Below are 21,356 nucleotides of genomic sequence, written 5' to 3'. Positions count from 1 at the left end.
TTACTGATGCACGGCCAACTGGTAGGCCGTGTATTTGCGAATATTGATAACGCCGGTGTCGAAGATCAGGTATTGACCCTTGATCCCCATCAACGTGCCTTCAACGATAGGGTCTTTGTCCAGATTGAAACTGACGATCTTGCTCGGGTACTGCTCGACCGGGTAGCTAATCTCGATGGGCTCGACGCTATGCAAAGGTTGTACCGCTTGCAAACCAAAGCGTTCCTGCAAGATATGCAGGCCTTCGGCGCAACTGCCGAACAACTGATCGCGCACCGCGGCCAGATCCACCGGCTCTGCATCGCCCTTTAGCAGTGCGCGCCAATTGGTGCGGTCGGCCACTTGCGAGCGAAACAGGTCTTCGACAAAACCCGACTGCTGACGCGTCGCCACGCGCACGATCGGCAAGGCCTGGCTCGCGCCCTGATCCAGCCAGCGGGTCGGCAGTTGCGTTGCCCGGGTAATGCCGACCTTAACCCCGGACGAGTTAGCCAGGTACACCACATGGTCAGTCATGCAAAATTGCTCGCCCCACGACGGCTCACGGCACGTGCCTGCGTCGTAATGGCAGCGCTCCGGGCTCATGATGCAAACGTCGCATTGCGCCAGTTTAGCCATGCACGGGTAGCAATAACCTTGACTGAAGCTCTTTTTGGTTTTGCGTCCACAGTGGCTGCAGTTGATCTGCCCCAGAAACTCCAGACGCAGTTTAGTCCCGATCAACGGATTGACCGGCACCTCGGTATCGCCCAAACGAAACGCATATTGAACGGTCGGCGCTTGAAGACTTGCCGACATTTTGCTGATTGCACCGCGACCAATCTCAATCAATGGATAGCATCCGACTTGAACAGGATGTTAGGCACCGGTGCCGATTTGGAACTGCACTCTTGCGGGCCCATATAGCCGGTGCGCTCTTCTTCGGGCAGGTTTTGCACTTCCCAGGCAATCATCGCCTGCAACGACAGCTCGCGCTGCTCGGCCGTCAGTTTGTTGCCGTCGGCCCACTTGCCGATTTCAACGGCCAGTTTCAGGCTCTGATAGATCTCAGGGGTGATGTTTTTAATCATTTCATTGAAAGAGGACATGGTTCTTTTCCTGCTCTAAAACATTCGTATGAAATTTATATATTTCCTGTAGGAGCGAGTTTGCTCGCGATCTTTTGATCGTTAAAAGATCGCGAGCAAGCTCGCTCCTACAGAGGGTCTAAACGTGTTTGCGACGAGCCCACAGCCCGCCCAGCAAGCCAGTCAGGCAACCCATCAACAAGCCGCCCACGTGCGCCGCGTTGGCAATCTGGCCAAAGCCGATCATCGACACCAGCCCGGACATGCACAACGCCAGCCACACCAGCATCATGATCAACACGCCACGCGGCAGGTGATACATCGGGTTGGGCGCCATCAACTGGTAAATCCAGACATGCCCCAACAGGCCATACAACACCCCGGACAACCCGCCAAACAGGCTCGGGCCGCCAAACAGGTATTGGGCGAAGTTGGACGCCAGACTGAACAGCAGGCTCAAACCGATCAGATTGATGCTGCCCTGACGCATTTCAATCCGTCGCCCCAGTTCCCAGTACCACATGCCGTTCATGGCGATGTGCAGAAAACCAAAGTGGATCAGCATCGGAGTGACTAATCGCCACCACTGCCCTGCCGCGAGGCTATCCGACAACGGGGTGAATTCGATGTACTGCCCATGAATAGTGAAATCCACAAAGGTCAGCGCACTCAGGGTAGACAAGTTGTCGCCCAGTTGCGTGACAGCCGCCACGAGAATGCACAGCAGCAAGATCACCGCCGTCGCCGGGCTGTCGCGCAATTGCTGGGCAAAGCCGGGCCGCGTCATGGTCGCCGGACGCTCGACAATCGGCAATTCGTGATTCGGGTCGCCCGCAGGGAAACGCTGATACAAGCTGCGCACATCATCAGCAATGGTCTCGGGGGCCCACAGCACTTGCTCGCCCGCCTCTTCACTCACCCGATGCGGCACTTGCATGCGTTTGAGCAAGGCCACAAACCCGCTCAGATCAACTGACAGCGGTAAACGTAAAACAGCCACCACACTCATTGCACAGCCTCCGGACGCTCTACATCTACCCACACGAACTTGTTGGGGTCGAGCCGGGTTTCTTGATCAAGGCGATAAGCCACTAATTTGCCGTAGAGCACGGCGCTGTAATCCAGGCAAGCCAGGTTCGGCCGAATGGGCGCGGGCTTGCCGCTGCGCCAGTAGTGCCCGACAAACAGCAGGGGTTCGTCGCTGCCATAGCGCAGCAAGGCACCTTTTTCAGTCGAGGACAGCGGCTGTTGCGCCACGCGCTCAGGCAGGGCATCAGGTTGAAACACAATATCTCCGTAGGTCTTGGGGTCGTCTTCCCAGAATTTGGTGCGGAAGAACGCCCGCGTCAGACCGTCGCCCCCGGTCAGGGTCATGCCATCCGGCAGGCGCATGTCAGTCCCGCGCAGCAGACGATTGAACGTCAAATTGGCGAAGCTGTCGGCCTGCGCAGCCGCCTGTAAAAAATGCTCATCAATGCAGCCATCCGGGTATTGCGCACGCAGCGAGGCAATCACATCGGCGTCCCAGCAGGCGTGGACCACCCGGAAACGCCCGGCGTCGACAAACAGCGGCATGTCATAGAACCACTGCACGAAGTCATGCCATTCGCCGGGGTATTGGGCAAATTGCTCAAGGGTTTCATGAATCAAACGGGTATGGCGTGGGTTGTGCTCGCGCACATAGTGCTTGCCGCTGCCCGCAGGTGCCGGTGTGCACCAGCCCAGCGCGTTGAATTCATGGTTACCCATGAGGCACAGCGCCTGACCGGCTTGGACCATGTCGTAAACGATATGCAGCGACTCGCGAATACGCGGGCCGCGGTCAATGATGTCACCGAGAAACACCGCCATCCGTTGCGGGTGTCGCCAGATACCGGCGAGTTTGCGATAGCCCAGACGCTCCAGCAGGTGCTCAAGGGTATGAGCACAGCCATGCACGTCACCGATCAAATCGTAACTGCGCGCAGGATCGAGCATCAGTCGCTCCTACCGCCCAGTCGGCTACCCCAGCCGAGCTTGGTCCGACACACTTCATAGTAGTTGTGGTCCAACGGGTGAATCAGGCGCAGTTTCTGCGCTTTTTTGCTGACGGTAATGGTGTCGCCCGGTGCGCAGGTGAAATGGTTCTGACCATCGCACGAGACTTGCGGGTAGATCTGCATGTCTTTGGCCACGACGATTTTCAGTTCGCTGTTGCCATCGACCACAATCGGTCGGCTGCTGAGGGTGTGCGGGTACATCGGCACGATAACGATGGCATCCAGTTTGGGATGCATGATCGGGCCGCCTGCCGACATCGCGTAGGCCGTGGAGCCGGTGGGCGTGGCAACGATCAGGCCGTCGGCCTTTTGGCTGCACACGAACTGGCCGTCGATGTGCAGTTCGAACTCGATCATGCGGGTCGATTTGCCGGGGTGCAGCACCACGTCATTCAAGGCGTCGCCCTGACCGATGGCTTCACCGTGACGGCGAACTTCGGCTTGCAACAGAAAGCGGTTTTCAACCAGATAGTGACCATCGAGTACATCAGCGACTTTGACTTCGAGTTCATCCGGGCGGATGTCCGTCAAAAAGCCCAGGCTGCCACGGTTAATGCCCAGCACCGGCACATTGTGACGGGCCAGCGCGCGGGCCGCTCCGAGCAAACTGCCATCGCCGCCGACCACAATCACCATGTCACACACTTCACCGAGCATCTTGCGTGAAGACGTCTGCAAGCCATGGCCGGGCAACACCTCGGCGATGGTGTCTTCGAGGATCACGTGCATGTGCCGCTCAAGCAGGAATTTTTTCAGTCGGCGAACCGTGTCGAGCACCTGTGAACTGCCCAAACGACCAATGATGCCGATATTACGAAATTGCTCCATGAGGCTCCTGCAAGGTTTTAGGCGTGCGAAAACAGCGATTATGGTCGAAACACGAGAATAGACAAAACCCTTTCAGCCCGCGGGAGCTATGCTCGCACAATGATCCTCTTTCCTGACTTGCTCAACCTGCCCCGCCAATTACGTCACCCAGAGGTGCGTGATTTGGCGTGGGTGATCCTCGCCCCGCCCATGCTGAGCCAAACCCCGTGGCCGCAACGGCATCCACTGGCAGGCAGCGACTGGGTGCAGGCCCCCGATCAACTGGAACGCTGGCTGCATGAGCTGGATCAGCACAGCGAGCCGCTGCTGCATTGGCTGGCGTTGGCCACGACTCGCCGCCTGGGCCGTTATTACGAGCGGCTCTGGCAATTTGCTATCGACCACGCGCCAGGGGTTGAACTGATCGCCGCCAACCTGCCCATCCGCTTGAGCGGCCACACCTTGGGCGAGCTGGACCTGCTGCTGCGCGACCGTGACGGCGTGCATCACCTGGAATTGGCGATAAAACTCTATCTCGGCCCGCAGGCAGGAGACGGCTGCGACCCTGCCAACTGGCTCGGCCCTGGCAGCAATGACCGGCTGGACCGCAAGCTCAAACACTTCTGTCAGCATCAACTGCCAATGTCCAGCCGCCCCGAAAGCCGCGAGGTCCTTGGCGCGCTCGACATCCAGAGCTTTAAAGCCAGCATGTGGCTGGGCGGCTACCTGTTGTACCCATGGCCCGGCCTTTCGTTGCCGCCCGCGGGTGCTCACCCGCAGCATTTGCGCGGGCGCTGGTTGCACCAGAGTGACTGGCCTGCCTTTACCCGCCAAAGCGCCGCAGGTTGCTGGCAACCGTTGCCCCGGCACGCTTGGCTCGCTCCGGCGCACTATGGCCCTCAAGGTTTATGGAGCGAGCAACAGCTCAGCGTGTGGCTGGCAGAGCTGCACCCGCAGGCACCGGCGCAATTAATGGTCCGTTTGGCCGAAAACGGCAACGGCGACTGGGAAGAAGCCGAGCGCCTGTTTTTGGTGTCTGACCTGTGGCCAAAAGTGCCGGGCAATCCTTAATAGCAGTCCGCTAAGCGAACGCTGTTTTAACTACAGCGAAACCTGTGGGAGCCTGGCTTGCCAGCGATGCAGACGATGCGTTTTTTCGGTTAAACCGCGTAGACACCATCGCGGGCAAGCCCGCTCCCACAAGGGGTAGGCGTTAATTGACGGGCATCAGCGTAATCCCTGTCAGACGTATTACAGTTAACGCACTCCGTCGAACAAGAACGGAGGCTAAACCTGAACCGTGAGGAAAGCCCATGTCCTGGAAAAGCACCGCCGATCAATACAGTCGAATGTCCATCGCCCTGCACTGGCTAATGGTGCTGCTGTTTGTACTGATCTATGCCTCGATTGAATTTCGCGGAATCTTCCCGAAAGACAGCGACGGCCGCAATCTGATGAAAGACGCTCACTTCATGCTTGGCCTGACCGTCTTCGTGCTGGTCTGGCTGCGCTTGCTAGCCCGAACCTTGGGCACAGCGCCAAAAATCACGCCCACTCCGCCTGCCTGGCAGACCGCACTGGCGACGTTGATGCATTGGGCCTTGTACCTGTTCATGATCGCCATGCCGGTGATGGGTTACTTGATCCTCAGTCACAACGACAAGCCGGTGTTCTTCTATGGCTTCGAGATACCGCCCCTGACGACCAAAGACACTGACCTCGCCAAGCAAATCAAGGGCTGGCACGAACTGGGCGGCACGATCGGGTACTGGTTGATTGGCTTGCACGCACTGGCCGGGCTGGGGCATCACTACTTGATCAAAGACAACACCTTGCTGCGCATGCTGCCTAGACGCTGACATCCCCCGTCGGATCTTGAGCAAAGCCACGGCGGCCTTGCAAGCCGCCGGTGTGGACGAAGACCACGCGCTGCCCTCTATCAATATGCCCCAACTCAACCGCGTGTTTGAGCGCCATTAACGCCTTGCCGGTGTACAGCGGCTCCAGCGGCACACCACTGGCGGCTTCGCTGTCCTGAATAAATCCGAGTAACGCGTCGTCCACCTTGGCAAAGCCGCCGCGGCTGGCCTCTATCAGCTCAAAATGACGCCCTGCATGGCCAGCCTCCTGCAATATCGCCTCAACCTGCGGCGAGACACCATGATCGTCCGGCACCGCCAGCGCGCCATATACCTTGTGCTGCCCTGCCTCACCCACTACCAACCCGGCCAGCGTCGTGCCCGTGCCTGCGGCCAACCACCAGGCGTCGTAGTCTGGCCAGCCCAACGCACTCAGTTGTTCACGCACGTGGGCGACCAGCGGTACGCAACCCAAGGCACCCGCGAGGCCGCCACCGCCCTCCGGAACGTTATGCAGCGTGGGGTACTGCGCCTGCCACGGCGCCCAGAACCCTGGGGCATGCCGTGCCCGATACCCAGCAAAGCCCAACCAGTGCACGTGCATGCCATAGCGCTCAAGGTCCAGCGTGGTCGGCGTCTGCTGAGGATGCCCGCGCAACAGACCGACCGTCGCAAAACCAAAACGTTTGCCCGCTGCGGCCAGCGCATGCAAATGGTTGGAGTGCGCCCCGCCAAGGCTGATCAAACCCTCTGCGCCAGCGGCATGCGCAGCCAACACATGCTCGGTGAGCTTGAACCACTTGTTGCCGCTGATCAGCGGGTCAATCTGGTCCAGCCGCAGCACGGCCACCTCGACCCCGGCCTGTTGCAGCCAATCAAGGTGTAAGCTCTGCAACAGCGCGCACGGCCGCCAGTCAATCAAAGGCAACATCGACACCGACTCCCGATAAAAGGAAGCGAGTTTACAGCAGCCCGCGGCCACAACAGCCTGTCGGCTTTCGCTTGCCAACCGACCAATAAAGCGACTCGATTGCCTGCTTCTTGGTAAGGTGTGCGCCGACTTTCGTAGCCCGCTTACGATCTGCGCGCTGCTGCACTTCTGTTTACTGACGTGAGACACCCGGAACATGCCCGAGCCGATCCCTCTTAAAGATCACGAAACCGAGAAGCGGCTGGTCAATAAAAGACTGATTGCATGCGCCCTGCTGGTACTGGCGGTCAGTTGCACGCTCATCGGCCGGTTGTATTTTTTGCAGGTCACCGAGTTTGACTACAACTCGACCGTGTCCGAGAACAACCGGGTTCACGTGCTGCCCATCCCGCCAGAGCGCGGCTTTATCTATGACCGCAATGGCGTGTTGCTGGCCGATAACCAACCCAGTTTCAACATGACCATCACCCGCGAACGTGCCGGTGACACCGCCAAGGTGCTGGACACGGTGATGAGCGTCCTGCATTTGCCGGATGAAGACCGCGCCGTGTTCGCCAAGGCCATGAAACAGGCCCGCCACCCATTCGACCCTTCGACCCTGTTGTATGAACTGACGGAAGATCAAATCGCGTTGCTGGCGGTCAATCAGTTCCGCCTGCCAGGCATTGATGTCGAAGCCCAGTTTGTTCGCCATTACCCGCAGGGCGATCACTTTGCGCATTCGGTCGGCTATGTCGGCCGGATCAACGAAAAAGAAGCCAAACAGCTTGATCCCACCGAGTACCGGGGCACGCAGTCCATTGGCAAAACTGGCATCGAACGTTTCTACGAGAACGAGTTGCACGGCAAAGTCGGCTTTGAAGAAGTCGAGACCAATGCCCAGGGCCGAGTCATGCGCGTGCTGCGCCACCACGATGCCGTGGCGGGCAAAAATATTGTCCTGAGCCTGGACATCAAACTGCAAGAAGCCGCCGAAGACGCCTTGGGCGACCGTCGCGGCTCAATCATTGCCATTGACCCAAAAACCGGCGAAGTGCTGGCAATGGTCAGCAAACCCAGCTTCGACCCCAACTTGTTTGTGACTGGCATCAGCTCAAAGGACTACTCGGCGCTGCGTGACTCGCAGGACAAACCCTTGTTTAACCGGGCCTTGCGCGGCCTGTATGCACCGGGTTCAACCATTAAGCCGGAGGTGGCGATTGCTGGCCTCGACAGCGGCGTGATTTCGGCCTCGACCCGGGTGTTCGATCCTGGCTACTTCCAACTGCCGAACGTCGACCATAAGTACCGCAACTGGAACCACAGCGGCGACGGCTGGGTGGACTTGAACGCAGCCATCATGCGCTCCAACGACACCTACTTTTATGACCTGGCGTCCAAACTGGGCATTGATCGCATGCACGATTACATGTCGATGTTTGGCCTTGGGCAAAAAGTCTCGCTGGACATGTTTGAAGAGTCGCCGGGCCTGATGCCATCCCGCGAATGGAAGCGCACAACCCGGCGTCAGGCGTGGTTCCCCGGTGAAACGGTAATTTTGGGTATCGGCCAAGGCTACATGCAGGTCACGCCCTTGCAACTGGCACAAGCCACGGCGCTGATCGCCAACAAGGGCGTCTGGAACCGTCCGCACCTGGCCAAGACCATCGACGGCACCCCTCCGGCAGATGCAAACCCGATGCCCAATATCGTGCTGCACGACTCCAAGGAGTGGGAACAGGTTAACCACGCGATGCAGCTCGTGATGCATGACCCGCGCGGTATCGCCCGGGCGGCGGCACAGGGTGCGCAGTATCGAATTGCCGGCAAAAGTGGTACTGCGCAAGTGGTCGCGATCAAGCAAGGCGAGCGTTACAACCGTCTGAAAACTGCCGAACGCAACCGTGACAACGCCTTGTTCGTCGGTTTTGCCCCGGCCGAAGACCCGCAGATTGTGATCTCGGTAATGATTGAAAACGGCGAAGCCGGTGGCCGCGTGGCCGGGCCTGTGGTGCGTAAAGTGATGGACGCCTGGTTGCTGGACAATCAGGGCGCGCTCAAACCGCAGTACGCCAGCCCGCAGATCAAGCCGCATACCAATCCGCATGTGTGAGGGGCGTTGAAAGCCTGCCGCGGCCGATGAGAGAAGACCTCGGCGTTTCACCGGGATCACACGCGCCAGCACTGGCATAACAAATGCTTCATCAGGTTCCAAAAGCACTGCAGGTTGCGCCCACTCGCGGGAGTGGTGACGCAACGCATTGCGCGAGCCCCGACGCTAGACGCGTCCTGGAACGAAAAAAGGAACCTGAGGATGGCAGCACCTGTTACAGGGGCAACGCTTAATGTGCCCACCGTCAAAACCGTGGGCTTTCTGGTGATACCGAACTTCACCACCATCGGTTTTGCCTCTGCGATTGAAACCCTGCGCATGGCCAATATGGCGGCTCGCCGCGAGATGTTTCGCAGCGTCATCATCGCCCCCAACATGGACCCGGTCACCGCCAGCAATGGCATGCGCATCCTGCCGGACTACGCCGTGGGCGACGCACCAAAACTGGACATTTTGTTGGTGGTCGGTTCAAACCCGATCGTTTCGCACCTCAGCAGCCGGCCGTTGCTCAACTGGCTGCGCAAGCTGGCGCATGAACAGGTAACACTCGGCGGTATTTGCACCGGCAGTTACTGGCTTGCGCGCGCAGGACTGCTCAAGGGCTATCGCTGCACCATCCATTGGGAAGACATCGAAACCCTCAAGGACCACTTCCCCGGCATCATTATTTCCAACCAGTTGTTCGAGATCGACCGCGACCGCTATACCTGCTCAGGGGGCGTAGCGTCCATGGACATGACCTTGCAATTGATTGCCCGAGAACCGGGCGGACGGGAAATCGCTGCGCATGCTGCCGAGTTGCTGTTGTGTGATCGTGCGCGCAGTGCGCAAGAGCAGCAACGTGTGCCGTTGCGGCAAAAGTTGGGGACTTCGCAGCCCAAGCTCAGTCAGGTGGTAGCGATCATGGAAGCCAACCTTGAAGAGCCCGTCAGCCTCGAAGACCTGGCGCGCTTGAACGAAGTCTCAGTGCGCCAGCTTGAACGGCTGTTTCACAAGCACCTGCAACGTACACCGAGCCAGTATTACCTGGAGTTGCGACTGGCCCGCGCCCGGACCTTGTTGCTGCGCAGTGAATCGCAAGTGCGTGATATTGCCCTCGCCTGCGGCTTTGTTTCGGCGGCGCATTTCTCCAAATGCTACAGCCGGTTGTTCGGTGTCTCGCCCATCGGCGAACGCAAGCAAGTGGCGCTGCACTGACCCCAGAAATCTGTAGGAGCGAGCTTGTCTCGCGATCTTTTGATGCTTTAAAAGATCGCGAGGCAAGCTCGCTCCTACACAAACCCAGGGAGGCCGGTTTTTAATCCTGCAGTGCTTTGTGTGCTGTTTCGCGACTGGCCAGCATTGCGATCAAAGCAACCGCTGCCGCGGCCAGCAAGTACCAGGCCGGAGCCATTTTGTTGCCGGTGAGTTGAATCAGCCACGTGGCGATAAACGGAGCCGTGCCGCCAAACAAGGCGTTGGCGATGTTGAAGCTGAAGGCAAAGCCGCTGAAACGCACTCGGGTCGGGAAGATTTCGGCCAGAAAGCACGGCAAGGTGCCGTCGTTCATCGCCAGAATCGCGCCAAAGGCAATCTGGATCATCAGGATCACCACCAGCGACGGGTTGCCCAGCATCCCGAACAGCGGAAATGTCAGTGCCAGAAACAACACTGACGCAGCCACCAGCATGGTTTTTCGACCGAAACGGTCAGACAGTTTGCCCATCAAGAAGATCAAGCCGATGTAGGTCGCCAGTGACACGGTGGACGCCATAAATGAATCGCTTTCACTCATGCCCATTTCCGTCGACAGGTAAGTCGGCATGTAGCTGAGCAGCAGGTAAAACGCCACGGCGTTCAGGCAGGTCACACCAATGCCGATCATCACGGCACGGCGATGCACCGTGAGCAATTCACGAATCGGCGCATGGGTCGCGCACTCCTTGGCTTCCAGGCGTTTTTCCATCTCCAGGAACTTGGGTGAGTCCTGCAAGCTCATGCGGATATAACGCCCGACCAGGCCAAAAGGCGCGGCCAGCAGAAAAGGCAAGCGCCAGCCCCAGTCGTGGAGGTTTTCGACAGTCATCAGCGCGTGCAGCCCCGCCACAAACACAGCGCCAAACAACAGACCGGCCGCGGTACTCGCCGGAACGATACTGGTGTAGAAACCGCGTTTGCCCTCGGGCGCATATTCGGCCAAAAACGCCGATGCCCCCGCGTATTCGCCGGACGCCGAAAAGCCCTGCACCAGCCGGATCAGCAACAGTAATGCGGGTGCCCACAGACCGATATGGTTGTAGCCCGGCAGCAAGCCAATGCAAAAAGTAGAGACGGTCATGATCAGAATCGACCAGGCCAAGGCACTGCGGCGCCCGTATTTGTCTCCGAAATGGCCCCAGATAAGCCCTCCGATCGGACGCACGATAAACGACAGCGCAAACACCGCGAAGGTTGCCAGCAACCCGGTGGCGGCATCGGTCTGCGGGAAAAACGTCAAGGCGATGACCGTCGCCAGATAGCCATAAGCAGCGTAGTCAAACCACTCGACAAAGTTGCCCAGAAAACTGGCCGTGGCCGCACGGCGCAATGCCTTGCGTTCACTGCTGAGTTCGAGCTGTTGTTCGACGGTCAGGGACAGCGTGGACGAAACTGTGGACATGACAAATACCCTCATTGTGCTTTTGTTGGCAGGGGTAATGGGTCAGAAAACGCTGCGCGTCTGAGCGCGCATGCGTTGGGTGTTCAGAACGTTTGGCACACCTCAAACGGTGGGAGCCTGGCTTGCCAGCGATACAGACGCTGCGGTTTTACGGTTTAAACCGCGCCGATGCCATCGCTGGCAAGCCAGGCTCCCACAGATGTCTGAAGTGCTCCCACACAGGTTATTGCTTGATGATGTTGTGCTGCGGGCCATACGGGAAATGGGTGATGTTTTCACCGCCCTGCTCATTGACGATCAAAATGTCGTGCTCGCGATAGCCACCCGCGCCCGGCCGGCCTTCAGGGATCATGATCATCGGCTCAATCGACACCACCATCCCCGGTTCCAGCACGGTGTCGATGTCTTCACGCAGTTCCAGCCCGGCTTCTCGGCCGTAGTAGTGGCTTAACGTGCCGAATGAGTGGCCATAGCCAAAGGTGCGGTATTGCAGCAGGTCGTGCTCAAGGAAAATTTCGTTCAATTGCAAGGCGATGTCCGAGCAGCGCATGCCCGGCTTGATCAGTTTTAATCCGGCCTCGTGCACTTTGACGTTCACTTCCCACAACCGCAGGTGTTCGTCAGAGCAGTGATCGAGGAACAGGGTACGTTCCAGCGCGGTGTAGTAACCGGCAATCATCGGGAAGCAGTTAAGGCTCAGAATGTCGCCTTTGTTGACCTTGCGGGTGGTCACCGGGTTGTGCGCACCATCGGTGTTGATACCCGACTGGAACCAGGTCCAGGTGTCCATCAGTTCGGAGTCCGGGAAGGTGCGGGCAATTTCGCGGACCATGGCCTGAGTTGCGTGCAGCGCCACTTCGTATTCCGGCACTTGGTCACGCAGGGCTTCGACAATGGCCGCGCCGCCAATGTCGGCAATGCGCGCGCCATGACGAATGATGGCGTGCTCTTCGGCGGACTTGATCATGCGCATGCGCATGCACGGCGCTGCGATGTCGACGAACTCAGCTTGCGGGTAACGACTGGCCAGCTTGTCGCGATTGAGCAGGTTCATGTGGTCGAATTCGATGCCGATACGCCCGGCCTTGGGCAGCGCTTGCTGGATAGCGACGAAGTAGTTGTCGCGCTGCCAGTCGGTGTACACGATGTTGTCGGTGCCCATGGTCCGGCGCCATGGCTGGCCACCGTCGATGTTGGCGCTGATAGTCACCGCGCTCTCCTGCGTGACCACCAGCGCATAGTTGCGCCCGAACGAGCAGTACAGGAAATCGCTGTAATAGTTGAGGTTGTGGTACGAGGTGAACACCGCCGCATCGATGTTGTTTTGCGCCATATAGGCGCGCAGCTTGGCCTGGCGATTGGCGTATTCCTGGGCCGAGAACGTCGGCGTGACTTTTTCGCCGTTCTTGATCTGGATGGTTTTAGGCATTTGCATGTCATTTACCCTTGTCTGTGATCGCACTTCAGAAGCCGCCATCGGGGCGGGCCGTTGAGGATCATTCGAACAGATGCAAAGACGCCTTTTTTGTGTGAATCCGACCTGTAGTTGATCAGATCCGCTGTGCAACCTGCGCGCCAGACTGATAAAAGCTGACGCGTCGTCCTTGATAGCATTTGCGAAGCATTGACATTAATGGGATATTCGCAAATGTGAAATATTCTCATTAGAACCCCCTATGCCTATACCCACTCACCTGCTGTTGGTAGAAGACGATTTCAGACTGCGACACGACCTGGAGCGTCATCTGCTGCTGCGAGGCTTTACCGTGACCAGTTGTCCTGACGGCATTCAAGGCCTGAAGGCCTTACAGGAACGTCCGTTTGATCTGGTGCTGCTCGACATCATGTTGCCGGGCATGGATGGCCTGTCGCTGCTTGAAGCCCTGCGCAGCCAGCAAAATATCCCCGTGATGCTGATGTCGGCACTGGGCAACGAACAAGACCGCATCACCGGTTTTACCCGGGGCGCCGATGACTATCTGCCCAAACCTTTCAGCCTCGCGGAACTGGACGCCCGCACCGACGCCCTGCTGCGGCGCATGGCCATGCTCAAGCCCGTACCTGCGGAGCGTCAAAACGGCGCATTGAGCTTTGACGAGGCGGCGCAAGACGTCGTGCATAACGGCCAGAGCGCCGGGCTAACCCTGTCGGAATATCGCGTGTTGATGACCCTGCACGAACACGGTGGCGAACCCCTGAGCAAAGCGTTTCTGTACCAGCATGTGCTGCACCGCATTTATACCCGCCTGGATCGTGGCCTGGACGTGCATGTGTGCAATGTGCGGCGCAAGCTGGCCGCCATCGGCGCGCAGCATATTCAGATTCAGGCCGTGCGCGGTCAGGGTTACATCCTGGTCGAGACGGAGCGTACCTGATGCGCCGTCATCCCTTGTTGTGGAAGCTGGCGCTGCTGCAAGTCAGCTTCTGTTTGCTGCTGACCTGGATTATCTGGATCTGGGGCCTTTCGGCCGAGCGCCGAACCTATTTCTTGTCTGCGCAAGAGCGTGATTATCTGGGCGACTACGCCCAACAAGCCGAGAGTCTCTGGCAAGCACAAGGCACGCCGGGGCTCGAACGCTTCACCCAGCAACTGGCCGCCAAAGAAAACACCTGGGTCAGCGTACTGGGCCCGAACCTCGAAAGCCTGAGCAACACCCCGCTGACGCCCCAGATTTATCGCCAGTTGACCTTTATGCGCCAACTGCATTGGCCCATGAGTAGACGCCTGCAAGACGCACTGCCCTACGTCAGCATCCCGTTCCCGAACCACCCTGACCAAGGCCAACTGGTCATCCAGCTCCCTGAACGCATGCTGCCAAGTGGCCTCACCCCCTGGACCCACGTGCTCAGCCATGGCGTGATGCCCACCTTGCTCGCCGCCCTGCTCGGGCTGTTGCTGTATCGGCATTTGGTGCTGCCACTCAATCGCTTGCGCGACCGGGCCGACGCGCTACGGGCCGATGACCTGGACAGTGAGGTGCCGCTGCCGTTGATCAAGCGCCGCGATGAGCTGGGCGAACTGGCTCAAGCCTTTGAGCACATGGCCAGCCGCCTGCGCAGCAGCCTGAACCAGCAGCGTTTATTGCTGCGCACCTTGTCTCACGAACTGCGCACGCCGCTGGCCCGTTTGCGTATCGCCCATGACAGCCTTTTGCCGCCGGACCAATTGCGCCAACGGCTGGACCGTGAAATCGATGACATGCAGCGCTTGCTGGAAGACACCCTGAACCTGGCCTGGATGGACACTGAACGCCCACAACTGCGCAGCGAACCCGTACTGGTGTTGTCGGTATGGGAGGCGCTGTGTGAAGACGCCTGTTTCGAAAGTGGCTGGGCTCCCGAGCGGCTGCCTTGCCTGCTCGGCACCGATTGTTATGTGCATGTGCACCTCGACAGCCTGGCCCAGGCCCTGGAAAACCTGCTGCGCAATGCCATTCGGTATTCGCCTGCACACGGCAAGGTGACGTTAAGCGGCTGGCGCGAAGGCGACGCTTGGCATTTATGCCTTAAAGATGAAGGCTCCGGCGTGGCCGCTGAAGACTTGCCTGACCTGTTTGTGCCGTATCAGCGCCTCAAGGGCTCAATCGGTGAAGGTTTCGGCCTGGGGCTGGCCATTGCCCAGCGTGCTATCGAACTGCAACAAGGCCGATTGTGGGCAACCAATAGCCCGACGGGCCTGTGCATGCATCTGTTGTTGCCTGCCGAGAAGTGTTTAGAAAGTTAATGCGCTTTACTCTCAATTAGCAGTTATTATCATTCGTGATCTTCTTGTATCTGGTTGTCTCGGAGATCACCTGATGTCGTTACATGCGCTGCGCCCTCTCGCCCCTTTTGTCTTGTCCAGCTGCTGGTTGCTGGCCAGTTCCGTTCATGCTGCTACTCAGGACACCACCCCTGCGCCACTGGAACTGCAAAACACCAACGTCGTTGCCACTGCACTGGAAGAAACCAAGCAGGCGCCTGGGGTGTCGATCATCACCGCCGAAGACATCAAGAAACGCCCGCCGGCCAATGACCTGTCACAGATCATTCGGACCATGCCGGGGGTGAACCTGACGGGTAACTCCACCAGCGGCCAGCGCGGCAACAACCGCCAGATCGACATTCGCGGCATGGGCCCGGAAAACACGCTGATTCTGGTGGATGGCAAGCCGGTCAACAGCCGCAACTCTGTGCGCTACGGCTGGCGCGGTGAGCGTGACAGCCGAGGCGACACCAACTGGGTACCCGCTGATCAGGTCGAGCGTATCGAAGTGCTGCGTGGTCCGGCGGCGGCGCTTTACGGCAACGGCGCTGCGGGCGGGGTGGTCAATATCATCACCAAACAGGCAGGGACTGAAACCCACGGCAACGCCACGGTGTACAGCAACTTCCCGACCCACGGTGACGAAGGTGCCACCAAACGGGTGAGCTTCGGCCTCAATGGCCCGCTGACTGACAACCTGAGCTATCGGGTCTATGGCAACGTCGCGAAAACCGATTCGGATGACTGGGACATCAACTCCGGCCACGAATCGGAGCGCACCGGCACCCAGGCAGGCACCCTGCCAGCAGGCCGCGAAGGCGTGCGCAACAAAGACGTGAATGGCTTGCTGAGCTGGCGCATCACTCCCGACCAAACCCTGGATTTCGAAGCCGGGTACAGCCGCCAGGGCAATATCTATAGCGGCGACACGCAAAACACCAACAGCAACACCTACGTGAAAAACCTGTTGGGCCACGAAACTAACCGCACTTACCGCGAAACCTACGCGCTGACTCACCGCGCCGATTGGGATTTCGGTAACAGCATGGCCTACCTGCAATACGAAAAGACTCGCAACACGCGGATCAATGAAGGCCTTGCGGGTGGCACAGAAGGCATCTTCAGCAGCAACGATTTCTACACCGCCGTACTGAAGGATCTGACCGCCCATGGCGAGGTCAACTTACCGCTGCACGCCGGTTTCGACCAAACGCTGACCCTGGGCACCGAGTGGACCCAGCAAAAACTCGACGACCCAAGCGCCAATACCCAGACCACCAGCGAAGGCGGCTCGGTCAGCGGCCTGACCAGCACCAACCGCAGCACCGAGTCGGCGGCGCAGATTTTCTCGCTGTTTGCAGCCGACAACATTGAGCTGTACCCCGGCACCATGCTCACACCCGGCTTGCGCCTGGATCATCACAGCGTTGTGGGCGACAACTGGAGCCCGTCGCTCAACCTGTCGCATGCCTTGACCGACACCGTGACACTCAAGGCAGGCATCGCCCGTTCCTACAAGGCGCCCAACCTGTACCAGCTCGATCCTGACTATCTGCTGTATAGCCGTGGCCAGGGCTGCTACGGCCAAAGCACCAGTTGCTACTTGCAAGGCAACGCCGACCTCAAGGCCGAAACCAGCGTCAACAAAGAGCTGGGCATCGAGTACAAACACGAGGGTGTAGTGGCGGGTCTGACGTACTTTCGCAACGACTACAAAAACAAGATCGAATCCGGCATGACTCCGGTCGGCACCGCCGTGGGCGGCACTGGCACTTACGCCAATGCGGCGATCTATCAATGGGAAAACATACCCAAGGCACTGGTGGAAGGCCTGGAAGGCACGCTGGCGCTGCCACTGGCGCCGCAAGTCACCTGGACCAACAACTTCACCTACATGCTGCAATCGAAAAACAAGGAAACCGGGGACTACCTGTCTGTCACGCCGCGTTACACCCTGAACTCGATGCTGGACTGGCAGGCCACTCAAGACCTGTCGCTGCAAGCCAGCGTGGCCTGGTACGGCAAGCAAACGCCGAAAAAATATGACTACCACGGCGACCGTGTCACCGGTACCTCCAACCACCAGGTATCGCCTTATGCCATCACCGGTATCAGCGGCACCTACGCCATCACCAGTCACCTGAGCGTGACGGCGGGCGTCGACAACCTGTTTGACAAACGCCTGTTCCGCGCAGGCAATGCTCAGGGCGTGACCAACATTGCCGGGGCCGGGGCCGCCACTTACAACGAGCCGGGGCGCACGATTTACACCAGCCTGACTGCATCGTTTTAAACCATAACGAGATCGCCTGATGAGAAACCTGCCTCTCCTTTTGGCGTTGCTGCTTGCCCTGGCCTTGCCAGTGCAAGCCGCGCAGGCCAGGCCTGCGCCTGACCAGCCAATGGATACCCGCCTGCTGCAGCGCAACGACTTGAGCTACCGCTTCAGCAGCCTATTGATTGATTCCGCAGACGGCCAGCGCCATTACCAACTGTGGATTGGCCGCCCCACGACCCCGCCGCCCGCAGGGGGTTACCCGCTGGTATGGATGCTCGATGGCAATGCGGCCATCGGCGCACTGGACCCGCCGTTACTGAAAACGCTGGCCGACGGCAAAGCGCCATTGCTGGTCGCCGTCGGCTACCAGACGCCACTGCGCATTGAGCGCACTGCTCGCACCTATGACTACACCCCGAACAGGCCCGGTCTCGCCCGGCAAGCCGACCCCTTGACCGATCAACCGAGCGGCGGTGCCGACGAATTCCTCGACTTGCTGCGTGACAAAATGCGTCCGGCCGTTGCTGCCCAGGCACCGATCAACCTGCAACAGCAAACCCTGTGGGGCCATTCCTACGGCGGCTTGCTGGTGCTGCACGCCCTGCTCACCCGGCCCGCAGAATTTGCCCATTACGCGGCCGCCAGCCCGTCGTTGTGGTGGACCGAGGTCAAACCGCCCGCTAACTTTAAACAACGCCTCGACGGCCATCATGCGCACCTGCTCTTGATGCGCGGCACCGCCGAACCCGGCAACCCGCGCGGGCCCAGCGTCGGACAAGCGGATCGTTTGATGCAACAGTTGAAACACCAGTTGAGCGGCATTCCGGGGCTGACCGTTGATTACCACACCTTCGACGGCATGAGCCACGGCGAGACCTTACCCGCTTCATTGCGTTACGTGCTGGAAACGCAAGACTTGTGATTGCGGGCCAAGCCTGCGATAAGGCTGCCCATAGCAACTCCACCACCCGTAGCAGTTGCCGAGCTGCGCGAGGCTACGTCCGGCGGTGCTGCCGTCGTGAAGAAAGGGCTGTAGGGTACATCAGTTAAGCCTTGCGTTCGTTATTTACGATCGCTGCGCAATCGGACGCAGCCTCGCGCAGCTCGGCAGCTGCTACGCAACTCCATTAAAACCACTAACGCAGGCACTTGAGTGTTTGAACTCACCAGCTACCTTGGCCTGTTCTTCGCGGCGTTCGGCGCCGCGTCGATACTGCCCATGCAATCTGAAGCCGTGCTGGTGGCCATGTTGCTGTCCGGCAACTATGTCGCTATAACCCTGCTATGCGTCGCGACGCTGGGCAATGTGCTCGGTTCTGTCTTGAACTGGGTATTGGGGCGCTCGATTGAACGCTTTCGCCATCACCGCTGGTTCCCGGTCAGCGACCCCCAATTGGACAAGGCACAACGTTTCTACCTGCGCTACGGGCGCTGGTCCTTGTTGTTAAGTTGGGTGCCTGTTATTGGCGATCCATTGACTGTCATCGCCGGTGTCATGCGCGAACCATTGTGGAGTTTCGTGCTGATCGTGACGCTGGCTAAAGGCGCTCGGTATCTGGTGCTGACCGCCGTCACTGTGGGCTGGGCCTAGGTTCTGTACGAAATGTATCTACGCTCGGTTATGCGGCGTTGAAAACATTTCGTACAGACCCTAGACAACCTACAAAACATCCCTACCCAATCTTCGCTTACTCCTTAAGTACTAAAAGGATTTGTACTACAGCCAGTTTCAAAAACGGCTTGCACACTTGCGTGACCCACAGTTTTCCTGACGTTTTGTTACATCAGGGTGCCCGCAGCGCAAGGAATCGCGAACATGTCACGCATACTCCCTCTTCCTCGTTTCAGTCTCACGGTCGAAGGTATTACCAACGCCTTTCACGTTCTTTCCTTCAACGGCAACGAAGCCATCAATTTGCCTTATACCTTCGTTGTCGAGATTGTCTGCGAACACGCCAATCTGGACCTCGTTGAACTGCTGCATCAGCCTGCCTTTCTGGCCTACGGCACCGATGGCCAAGGCGTTCACGGGCAAATCTATGCCATCGCCCAAGGCCTTCCCCACCCCGACTTCACGCTTTACACACTGACCCTGGTACCGCAACTGGCGTACCTTGAGCATCGCACCAACCAGCGCATCTTTGAGCAGCAAACCGCCGAGCAAATCATTGGGCAACTCCTCAAAGAACACAGCATCTTCAGTGACACCTATGCGTTCAAGCTCGAACACGTGTGTCACGTTCGTGATTACTGCGTGCAACATCATGAAACCGACCTGCACTTTCTCCAGCGCCTGTGCGAAGAAGAAGGCATTCACTATCACTTCCAGCACACCCGCCAGGGGCATCTGCTGGTGTTTGGCGATAACCAGAATGCTTTCTCGGCACTTGAGCATCCGACGCCGTTTCTCTTCGATAAAAACCATCCGTCCGCGTTGAACAGCGGCTATTTCAACGCAATGTGGCTGCTGACCGAAATTCATCACCAAGGCAAACAACCGCACACACTGGAGCACACACCCACAGACGGTTTTGTTCAGGGTTATCGCAATCAGTTTGCCGTCACATTGCTGGGCGAGGCCTATCGCCCGGCATGCAAACACACTCGGCCCTGCGTACTGGAGACGCACATCGCGCGCGTGATCAAAAATGACACGGCCCAGCGGGTCAAGGTGCAGTTTCACTGGCACAGCCAAGTGCAAAAAGCTCAAAACAGCTGCTGTTGGCTGCCAATGCCTCCCAGCTGGGAAACCCCGCCACCCGTCGGCACAGAGGTGCTGGTGGCATTCTTCAAAGGCAACCCCGACCAGCCGATGATCACCGGCTGTCTGTCTGAGAGTTGTGGCCCTGCAGATCGCCAGCCGGGTAACAGCAGCCTGTGTAGTGTGCTGCGCAGCCGCAGCACACCAAACGGTACGGGCTATAACGAGGTACAGATTGAAGCCCCTATGAAACTGAGCGCTTCAACAGCAAGCGCTAAGCGTGCGCCTCACGGCCACTGAGCCCCCGCAACCGCAACAAAGATCGAGTACAGCGATGTATTGGCCGTGATGAACAGGCGATTACGCCGTGGCCCGCCAAACGTCAGATTGGCCACTTTTTCAGGCAATAGAATCTTGCCCAGCAGCACACCGTTTTTATCGAAACACTGAACCCCGTCACCGGCACTGGTCCAGATATTGCCCTGAACATCGACCCGCAAGCCGTCCGGAATACCCGGTTCGATTTGCGCCAACACACGTGACGGGCCTAGCCGGCAGTTATCAATGACCTGCAGGGCACGAATATGGTGCGCGGCATCCGGGTCGTGAGAACGGGCCGAATCGGCGACGTACAGGGTCTTTCCATCCGGCGAAAATGCCAGACCGTTGGGCTGTTCGAAGTCATCGGCAACGCAGGTGATTTCAAACGTGTTCGGGTCAATACGAAACACATTGCGCCCGCTCTGTTCCGGCTCGGCCTGATAGCCTTCGTAGTCGCTGAGAATGCCGTAGGTCGGGTCGGTGAACCAGATACCGCCATCACTGTGCACCACCACGTCATTAGGCGAGTTGAGACGTTTGCCTTCGAACTGATCGGCAAGCACCGTGATTCGGCCATCCGGCTCGGTGCGGGTGACGCTTCGGGTGCCGTGCTGGCAGGTCACCAGCCGCCCTTGCAGGTCACGGGTGTTGCCGTTGGCAAAGTTAGATTCCGTGCGAAACACCGAGACAGGCTGCCCCGGGATCCAGCGCAAGATGCGCTGGTTAGGGATGTCGCTCCACAGCAGGTAGCCGCCATCGTTGAACCATACCGGGCCTTCTGCCCAGCGGCACCCTTCATAGAGGCGCTCCAGTTGGGTGTTGGGTATCGTCAGGTTACGAAAGCGATTGTCGTTGTATTGGTAAATCTCGTCGTTCAT

Annotated in this window: 19 protein-coding genes; 10 read left to right on the top strand and 9 right to left on the bottom strand. The window is 58.6% G+C overall.

Annotated elements, in window-relative coordinates; all coding sequences use genetic code 11:
- The 5 genes from RHM56_RS11395 to RHM56_RS11375 all read right to left on the bottom strand — a co-directional run bounded on the left by RHM56_RS11395 (nucleotide 1) and on the right by RHM56_RS11375 (nucleotide 3,934).
- Nucleotides 1–831, bottom strand: coding sequence for a DUF2797 domain-containing protein (locus RHM56_RS11395; RefSeq protein ID WP_322241292.1), 831 nt, complete (start codon nucleotides 829–831; stop codon nucleotides 1–3).
- Nucleotides 828–1,088 carry a YeaC family protein gene (locus tag RHM56_RS11390; protein WP_322241291.1) on the bottom strand — a complete coding sequence of 87 codons (261 nt, stop codon included), beginning with the start codon at nucleotides 1,086–1,088 and terminating at the stop codon, nucleotides 828–830. The genes RHM56_RS11395 and RHM56_RS11390 overlap by 4 nt, the downstream gene beginning before the upstream one ends.
- Before the next feature lie 118 nt (nucleotides 1,089–1,206).
- Nucleotides 1,207–2,076: a rhomboid family intramembrane serine protease gene (locus RHM56_RS11385; protein WP_322241290.1), complete on the bottom strand. Its 870-nt coding sequence runs from the start codon at nucleotides 2,074–2,076 to the stop codon at nucleotides 1,207–1,209.
- On the bottom strand, nucleotides 2,073–3,044 hold the full coding sequence (locus RHM56_RS11380; protein WP_322241289.1) for a metallophosphoesterase: 972 nt from the start codon (nucleotides 3,042–3,044) through the stop codon (nucleotides 2,073–2,075). Before RHM56_RS11380 ends, RHM56_RS11385 begins: the two co-directional genes overlap by 4 nt.
- Nucleotides 3,044–3,934: an NAD(+) kinase gene (locus RHM56_RS11375; RefSeq protein ID WP_322241288.1), complete on the bottom strand. Its 891-nt coding sequence runs from the start codon at nucleotides 3,932–3,934 to the stop codon at nucleotides 3,044–3,046. The genes RHM56_RS11380 and RHM56_RS11375 overlap by 1 nt, the downstream gene beginning before the upstream one ends.
- A gap of 99 nt (nucleotides 3,935–4,033) precedes the next feature.
- On the opposite strand from RHM56_RS11375, the gene RHM56_RS11370 reads away from it, so the two are divergent.
- Nucleotides 4,034–4,984, top strand: a complete 951-nt coding sequence (locus RHM56_RS11370) for a DUF1853 family protein (RefSeq protein ID WP_322241287.1) — start codon at nucleotides 4,034–4,036, stop codon at nucleotides 4,982–4,984.
- Between the two features lie 242 nt (nucleotides 4,985–5,226).
- Nucleotides 5,227–5,772 carry a cytochrome b gene (locus RHM56_RS11365; protein ID WP_322241286.1) on the top strand — a complete coding sequence of 182 codons (546 nt, stop codon included), beginning with the start codon at nucleotides 5,227–5,229 and terminating at the stop codon, nucleotides 5,770–5,772.
- On the opposite strand, the gene RHM56_RS11360 is transcribed toward RHM56_RS11365, so the two are convergent.
- A complete protein-coding gene (locus tag RHM56_RS11360) occupies nucleotides 5,762–6,703 on the bottom strand; it encodes a 1-aminocyclopropane-1-carboxylate deaminase/D-cysteine desulfhydrase (protein ID WP_322241285.1) in 942 nt (313 codons plus the stop codon). The genes RHM56_RS11365 and RHM56_RS11360 overlap by 11 nt on opposite strands.
- Nucleotides 6,704–6,899: 196 nt before the next feature.
- On the opposite strand from RHM56_RS11360, the gene mrdA reads away from it, so the two are divergent.
- Both mrdA and RHM56_RS11350 read left to right on the top strand, forming a co-directional pair.
- On the top strand, nucleotides 6,900–8,795 hold the full coding sequence (gene mrdA, locus RHM56_RS11355) for a penicillin-binding protein 2 (RefSeq protein WP_322241284.1): 1,896 nt from the start codon (nucleotides 6,900–6,902) through the stop codon (nucleotides 8,793–8,795).
- Between the two features lie 201 nt (nucleotides 8,796–8,996).
- A complete protein-coding gene (locus tag RHM56_RS11350; RefSeq protein WP_322241282.1) occupies nucleotides 8,997–9,992 on the top strand; it encodes a GlxA family transcriptional regulator in 996 nt (331 codons plus the stop codon).
- Between the two features lie 100 nt (nucleotides 9,993–10,092).
- Here RHM56_RS11350 and RHM56_RS11345 read toward each other — a convergent pair whose 3' ends face one another.
- Nucleotides 10,093–11,433: an MFS transporter gene (locus tag RHM56_RS11345; protein ID WP_322241281.1), complete on the bottom strand. Its 1,341-nt coding sequence runs from the start codon at nucleotides 11,431–11,433 to the stop codon at nucleotides 10,093–10,095.
- A 223-nt stretch (nucleotides 11,434–11,656) separates the two neighbouring features.
- Complete coding sequence (locus RHM56_RS11340) at nucleotides 11,657–12,868, bottom strand: M24 family metallopeptidase (protein WP_322241280.1); 1,212 nt, start codon at nucleotides 12,866–12,868, stop codon at nucleotides 11,657–11,659.
- A gap of 247 nt (nucleotides 12,869–13,115) precedes the next feature.
- On the opposite strand from RHM56_RS11340, the gene RHM56_RS11335 reads away from it, so the two are divergent.
- From RHM56_RS11335 to RHM56_RS11310, 6 genes are all read left to right on the top strand, one after another.
- Nucleotides 13,116–13,808: a response regulator transcription factor gene (locus tag RHM56_RS11335; protein WP_322241755.1), complete on the top strand. Its 693-nt coding sequence runs from the start codon at nucleotides 13,116–13,118 to the stop codon at nucleotides 13,806–13,808.
- Nucleotides 13,808–15,157: a sensor histidine kinase gene (locus tag RHM56_RS11330; RefSeq protein ID WP_322241278.1), complete on the top strand. Its 1,350-nt coding sequence runs from the start codon at nucleotides 13,808–13,810 to the stop codon at nucleotides 15,155–15,157. Before RHM56_RS11335 ends, RHM56_RS11330 begins: the two co-directional genes overlap by 1 nt.
- Nucleotides 15,158–15,230: 73 nt before the next feature.
- Nucleotides 15,231–17,471, top strand: coding sequence for a TonB-dependent siderophore receptor (locus RHM56_RS11325; RefSeq protein WP_322241277.1), 2,241 nt, complete (start codon nucleotides 15,231–15,233; stop codon nucleotides 17,469–17,471).
- A 19-nt stretch (nucleotides 17,472–17,490) separates the two neighbouring features.
- Nucleotides 17,491–18,378, top strand: coding sequence for an alpha/beta hydrolase (locus RHM56_RS11320; RefSeq protein WP_322241276.1), 888 nt, complete (start codon nucleotides 17,491–17,493; stop codon nucleotides 18,376–18,378).
- Nucleotides 18,379–18,609: 231 nt separating this feature from the next.
- Nucleotides 18,610–19,047 (top strand): YqaA family protein, encoded by a 438-nt coding sequence (locus RHM56_RS11315; protein WP_322241275.1) that lies wholly within the window; start codon nucleotides 18,610–18,612, stop codon nucleotides 19,045–19,047.
- 225 nt (nucleotides 19,048–19,272) lie between these two features.
- The gene (locus tag RHM56_RS11310; RefSeq protein WP_322241274.1) at nucleotides 19,273–20,457 is read left to right on the top strand and encodes a contractile injection system protein, VgrG/Pvc8 family; all 1,185 of its coding nucleotides are present in this window, start codon (nucleotides 19,273–19,275) and stop codon (nucleotides 20,455–20,457) included.
- On the opposite strand, the gene RHM56_RS11305 is transcribed toward RHM56_RS11310, so the two are convergent.
- Nucleotides 20,445–21,356 carry an SMP-30/gluconolactonase/LRE family protein gene (locus tag RHM56_RS11305; RefSeq protein WP_322241273.1) on the bottom strand — a complete coding sequence of 304 codons (912 nt, stop codon included), beginning with the start codon at nucleotides 21,354–21,356 and terminating at the stop codon, nucleotides 20,445–20,447. The two genes, RHM56_RS11310 and RHM56_RS11305, sit on opposite strands and share 13 nt — an antisense overlap.

Origin of the sequence: Pseudomonas sp. CCC3.1 (assembly GCF_034347405.1) — a bacterium.
GTDB lineage: Bacteria > Pseudomonadota > Gammaproteobacteria > Pseudomonadales > Pseudomonadaceae > Aquipseudomonas.
This window is presented reverse-complemented; position numbering and strand designations above follow the sequence as displayed.

What these genes read in the sequence shown, in the direction of transcription:
- RHM56_RS11390 (WP_322241291.1), bottom strand. Translation starts at nt 1,088, where the DNA reads ATGTCCTCTTTCAATGAAATGATTAAAAACATCACCCCTGAGATCTAT.
- RHM56_RS11385 (WP_322241290.1), bottom strand. Translation starts at nt 2,076, where the DNA reads ATGAGTGTGGTGGCTGTTTTACGTTTACCGCTGTCAGTTGATCTGAGC.
- RHM56_RS11380 (WP_322241289.1), bottom strand. Translation starts at nt 3,044, where the DNA reads ATGCTCGATCCTGCGCGCAGTTACGATTTGATCGGTGACGTGCATGGC.
- RHM56_RS11375 (WP_322241288.1), bottom strand. Translation starts at nt 3,934, where the DNA reads ATGGAGCAATTTCGTAATATCGGCATCATTGGTCGTTTGGGCAGTTCA.
- RHM56_RS11370 (WP_322241287.1), top strand. Translation starts at nt 4,034, where the DNA reads ATGATCCTCTTTCCTGACTTGCTCAACCTGCCCCGCCAATTACGTCAC.
- RHM56_RS11365 (WP_322241286.1), top strand. Translation starts at nt 5,227, where the DNA reads ATGTCCTGGAAAAGCACCGCCGATCAATACAGTCGAATGTCCATCGCC.
- RHM56_RS11360 (WP_322241285.1), bottom strand. Translation starts at nt 6,703, where the DNA reads ATGTTGCCTTTGATTGACTGGCGGCCGTGCGCGCTGTTGCAGAGCTTA.
- mrdA (WP_322241284.1), top strand. Translation starts at nt 6,900, where the DNA reads ATGCCCGAGCCGATCCCTCTTAAAGATCACGAAACCGAGAAGCGGCTG.
- RHM56_RS11350 (WP_322241282.1), top strand. Translation starts at nt 8,997, where the DNA reads ATGGCAGCACCTGTTACAGGGGCAACGCTTAATGTGCCCACCGTCAAA.
- RHM56_RS11345 (WP_322241281.1), bottom strand. Translation starts at nt 11,433, where the DNA reads ATGTCCACAGTTTCGTCCACGCTGTCCCTGACCGTCGAACAACAGCTC.
- RHM56_RS11340 (WP_322241280.1), bottom strand. Translation starts at nt 12,868, where the DNA reads ATGCAAATGCCTAAAACCATCCAGATCAAGAACGGCGAAAAAGTCACG.
- RHM56_RS11330 (WP_322241278.1), top strand. Translation starts at nt 13,808, where the DNA reads ATGCGCCGTCATCCCTTGTTGTGGAAGCTGGCGCTGCTGCAAGTCAGC.
- RHM56_RS11325 (WP_322241277.1), top strand. Translation starts at nt 15,231, where the DNA reads ATGTCGTTACATGCGCTGCGCCCTCTCGCCCCTTTTGTCTTGTCCAGC.
- RHM56_RS11320 (WP_322241276.1), top strand. Translation starts at nt 17,491, where the DNA reads ATGAGAAACCTGCCTCTCCTTTTGGCGTTGCTGCTTGCCCTGGCCTTG.
- RHM56_RS11310 (WP_322241274.1), top strand. Translation starts at nt 19,273, where the DNA reads ATGTCACGCATACTCCCTCTTCCTCGTTTCAGTCTCACGGTCGAAGGT.
- RHM56_RS11305 (WP_322241273.1), bottom strand. Translation starts at nt 21,356, where the DNA reads ATGAACGACGAGATTTACCAATACAACGACAATCGCTTTCGTAACCTG.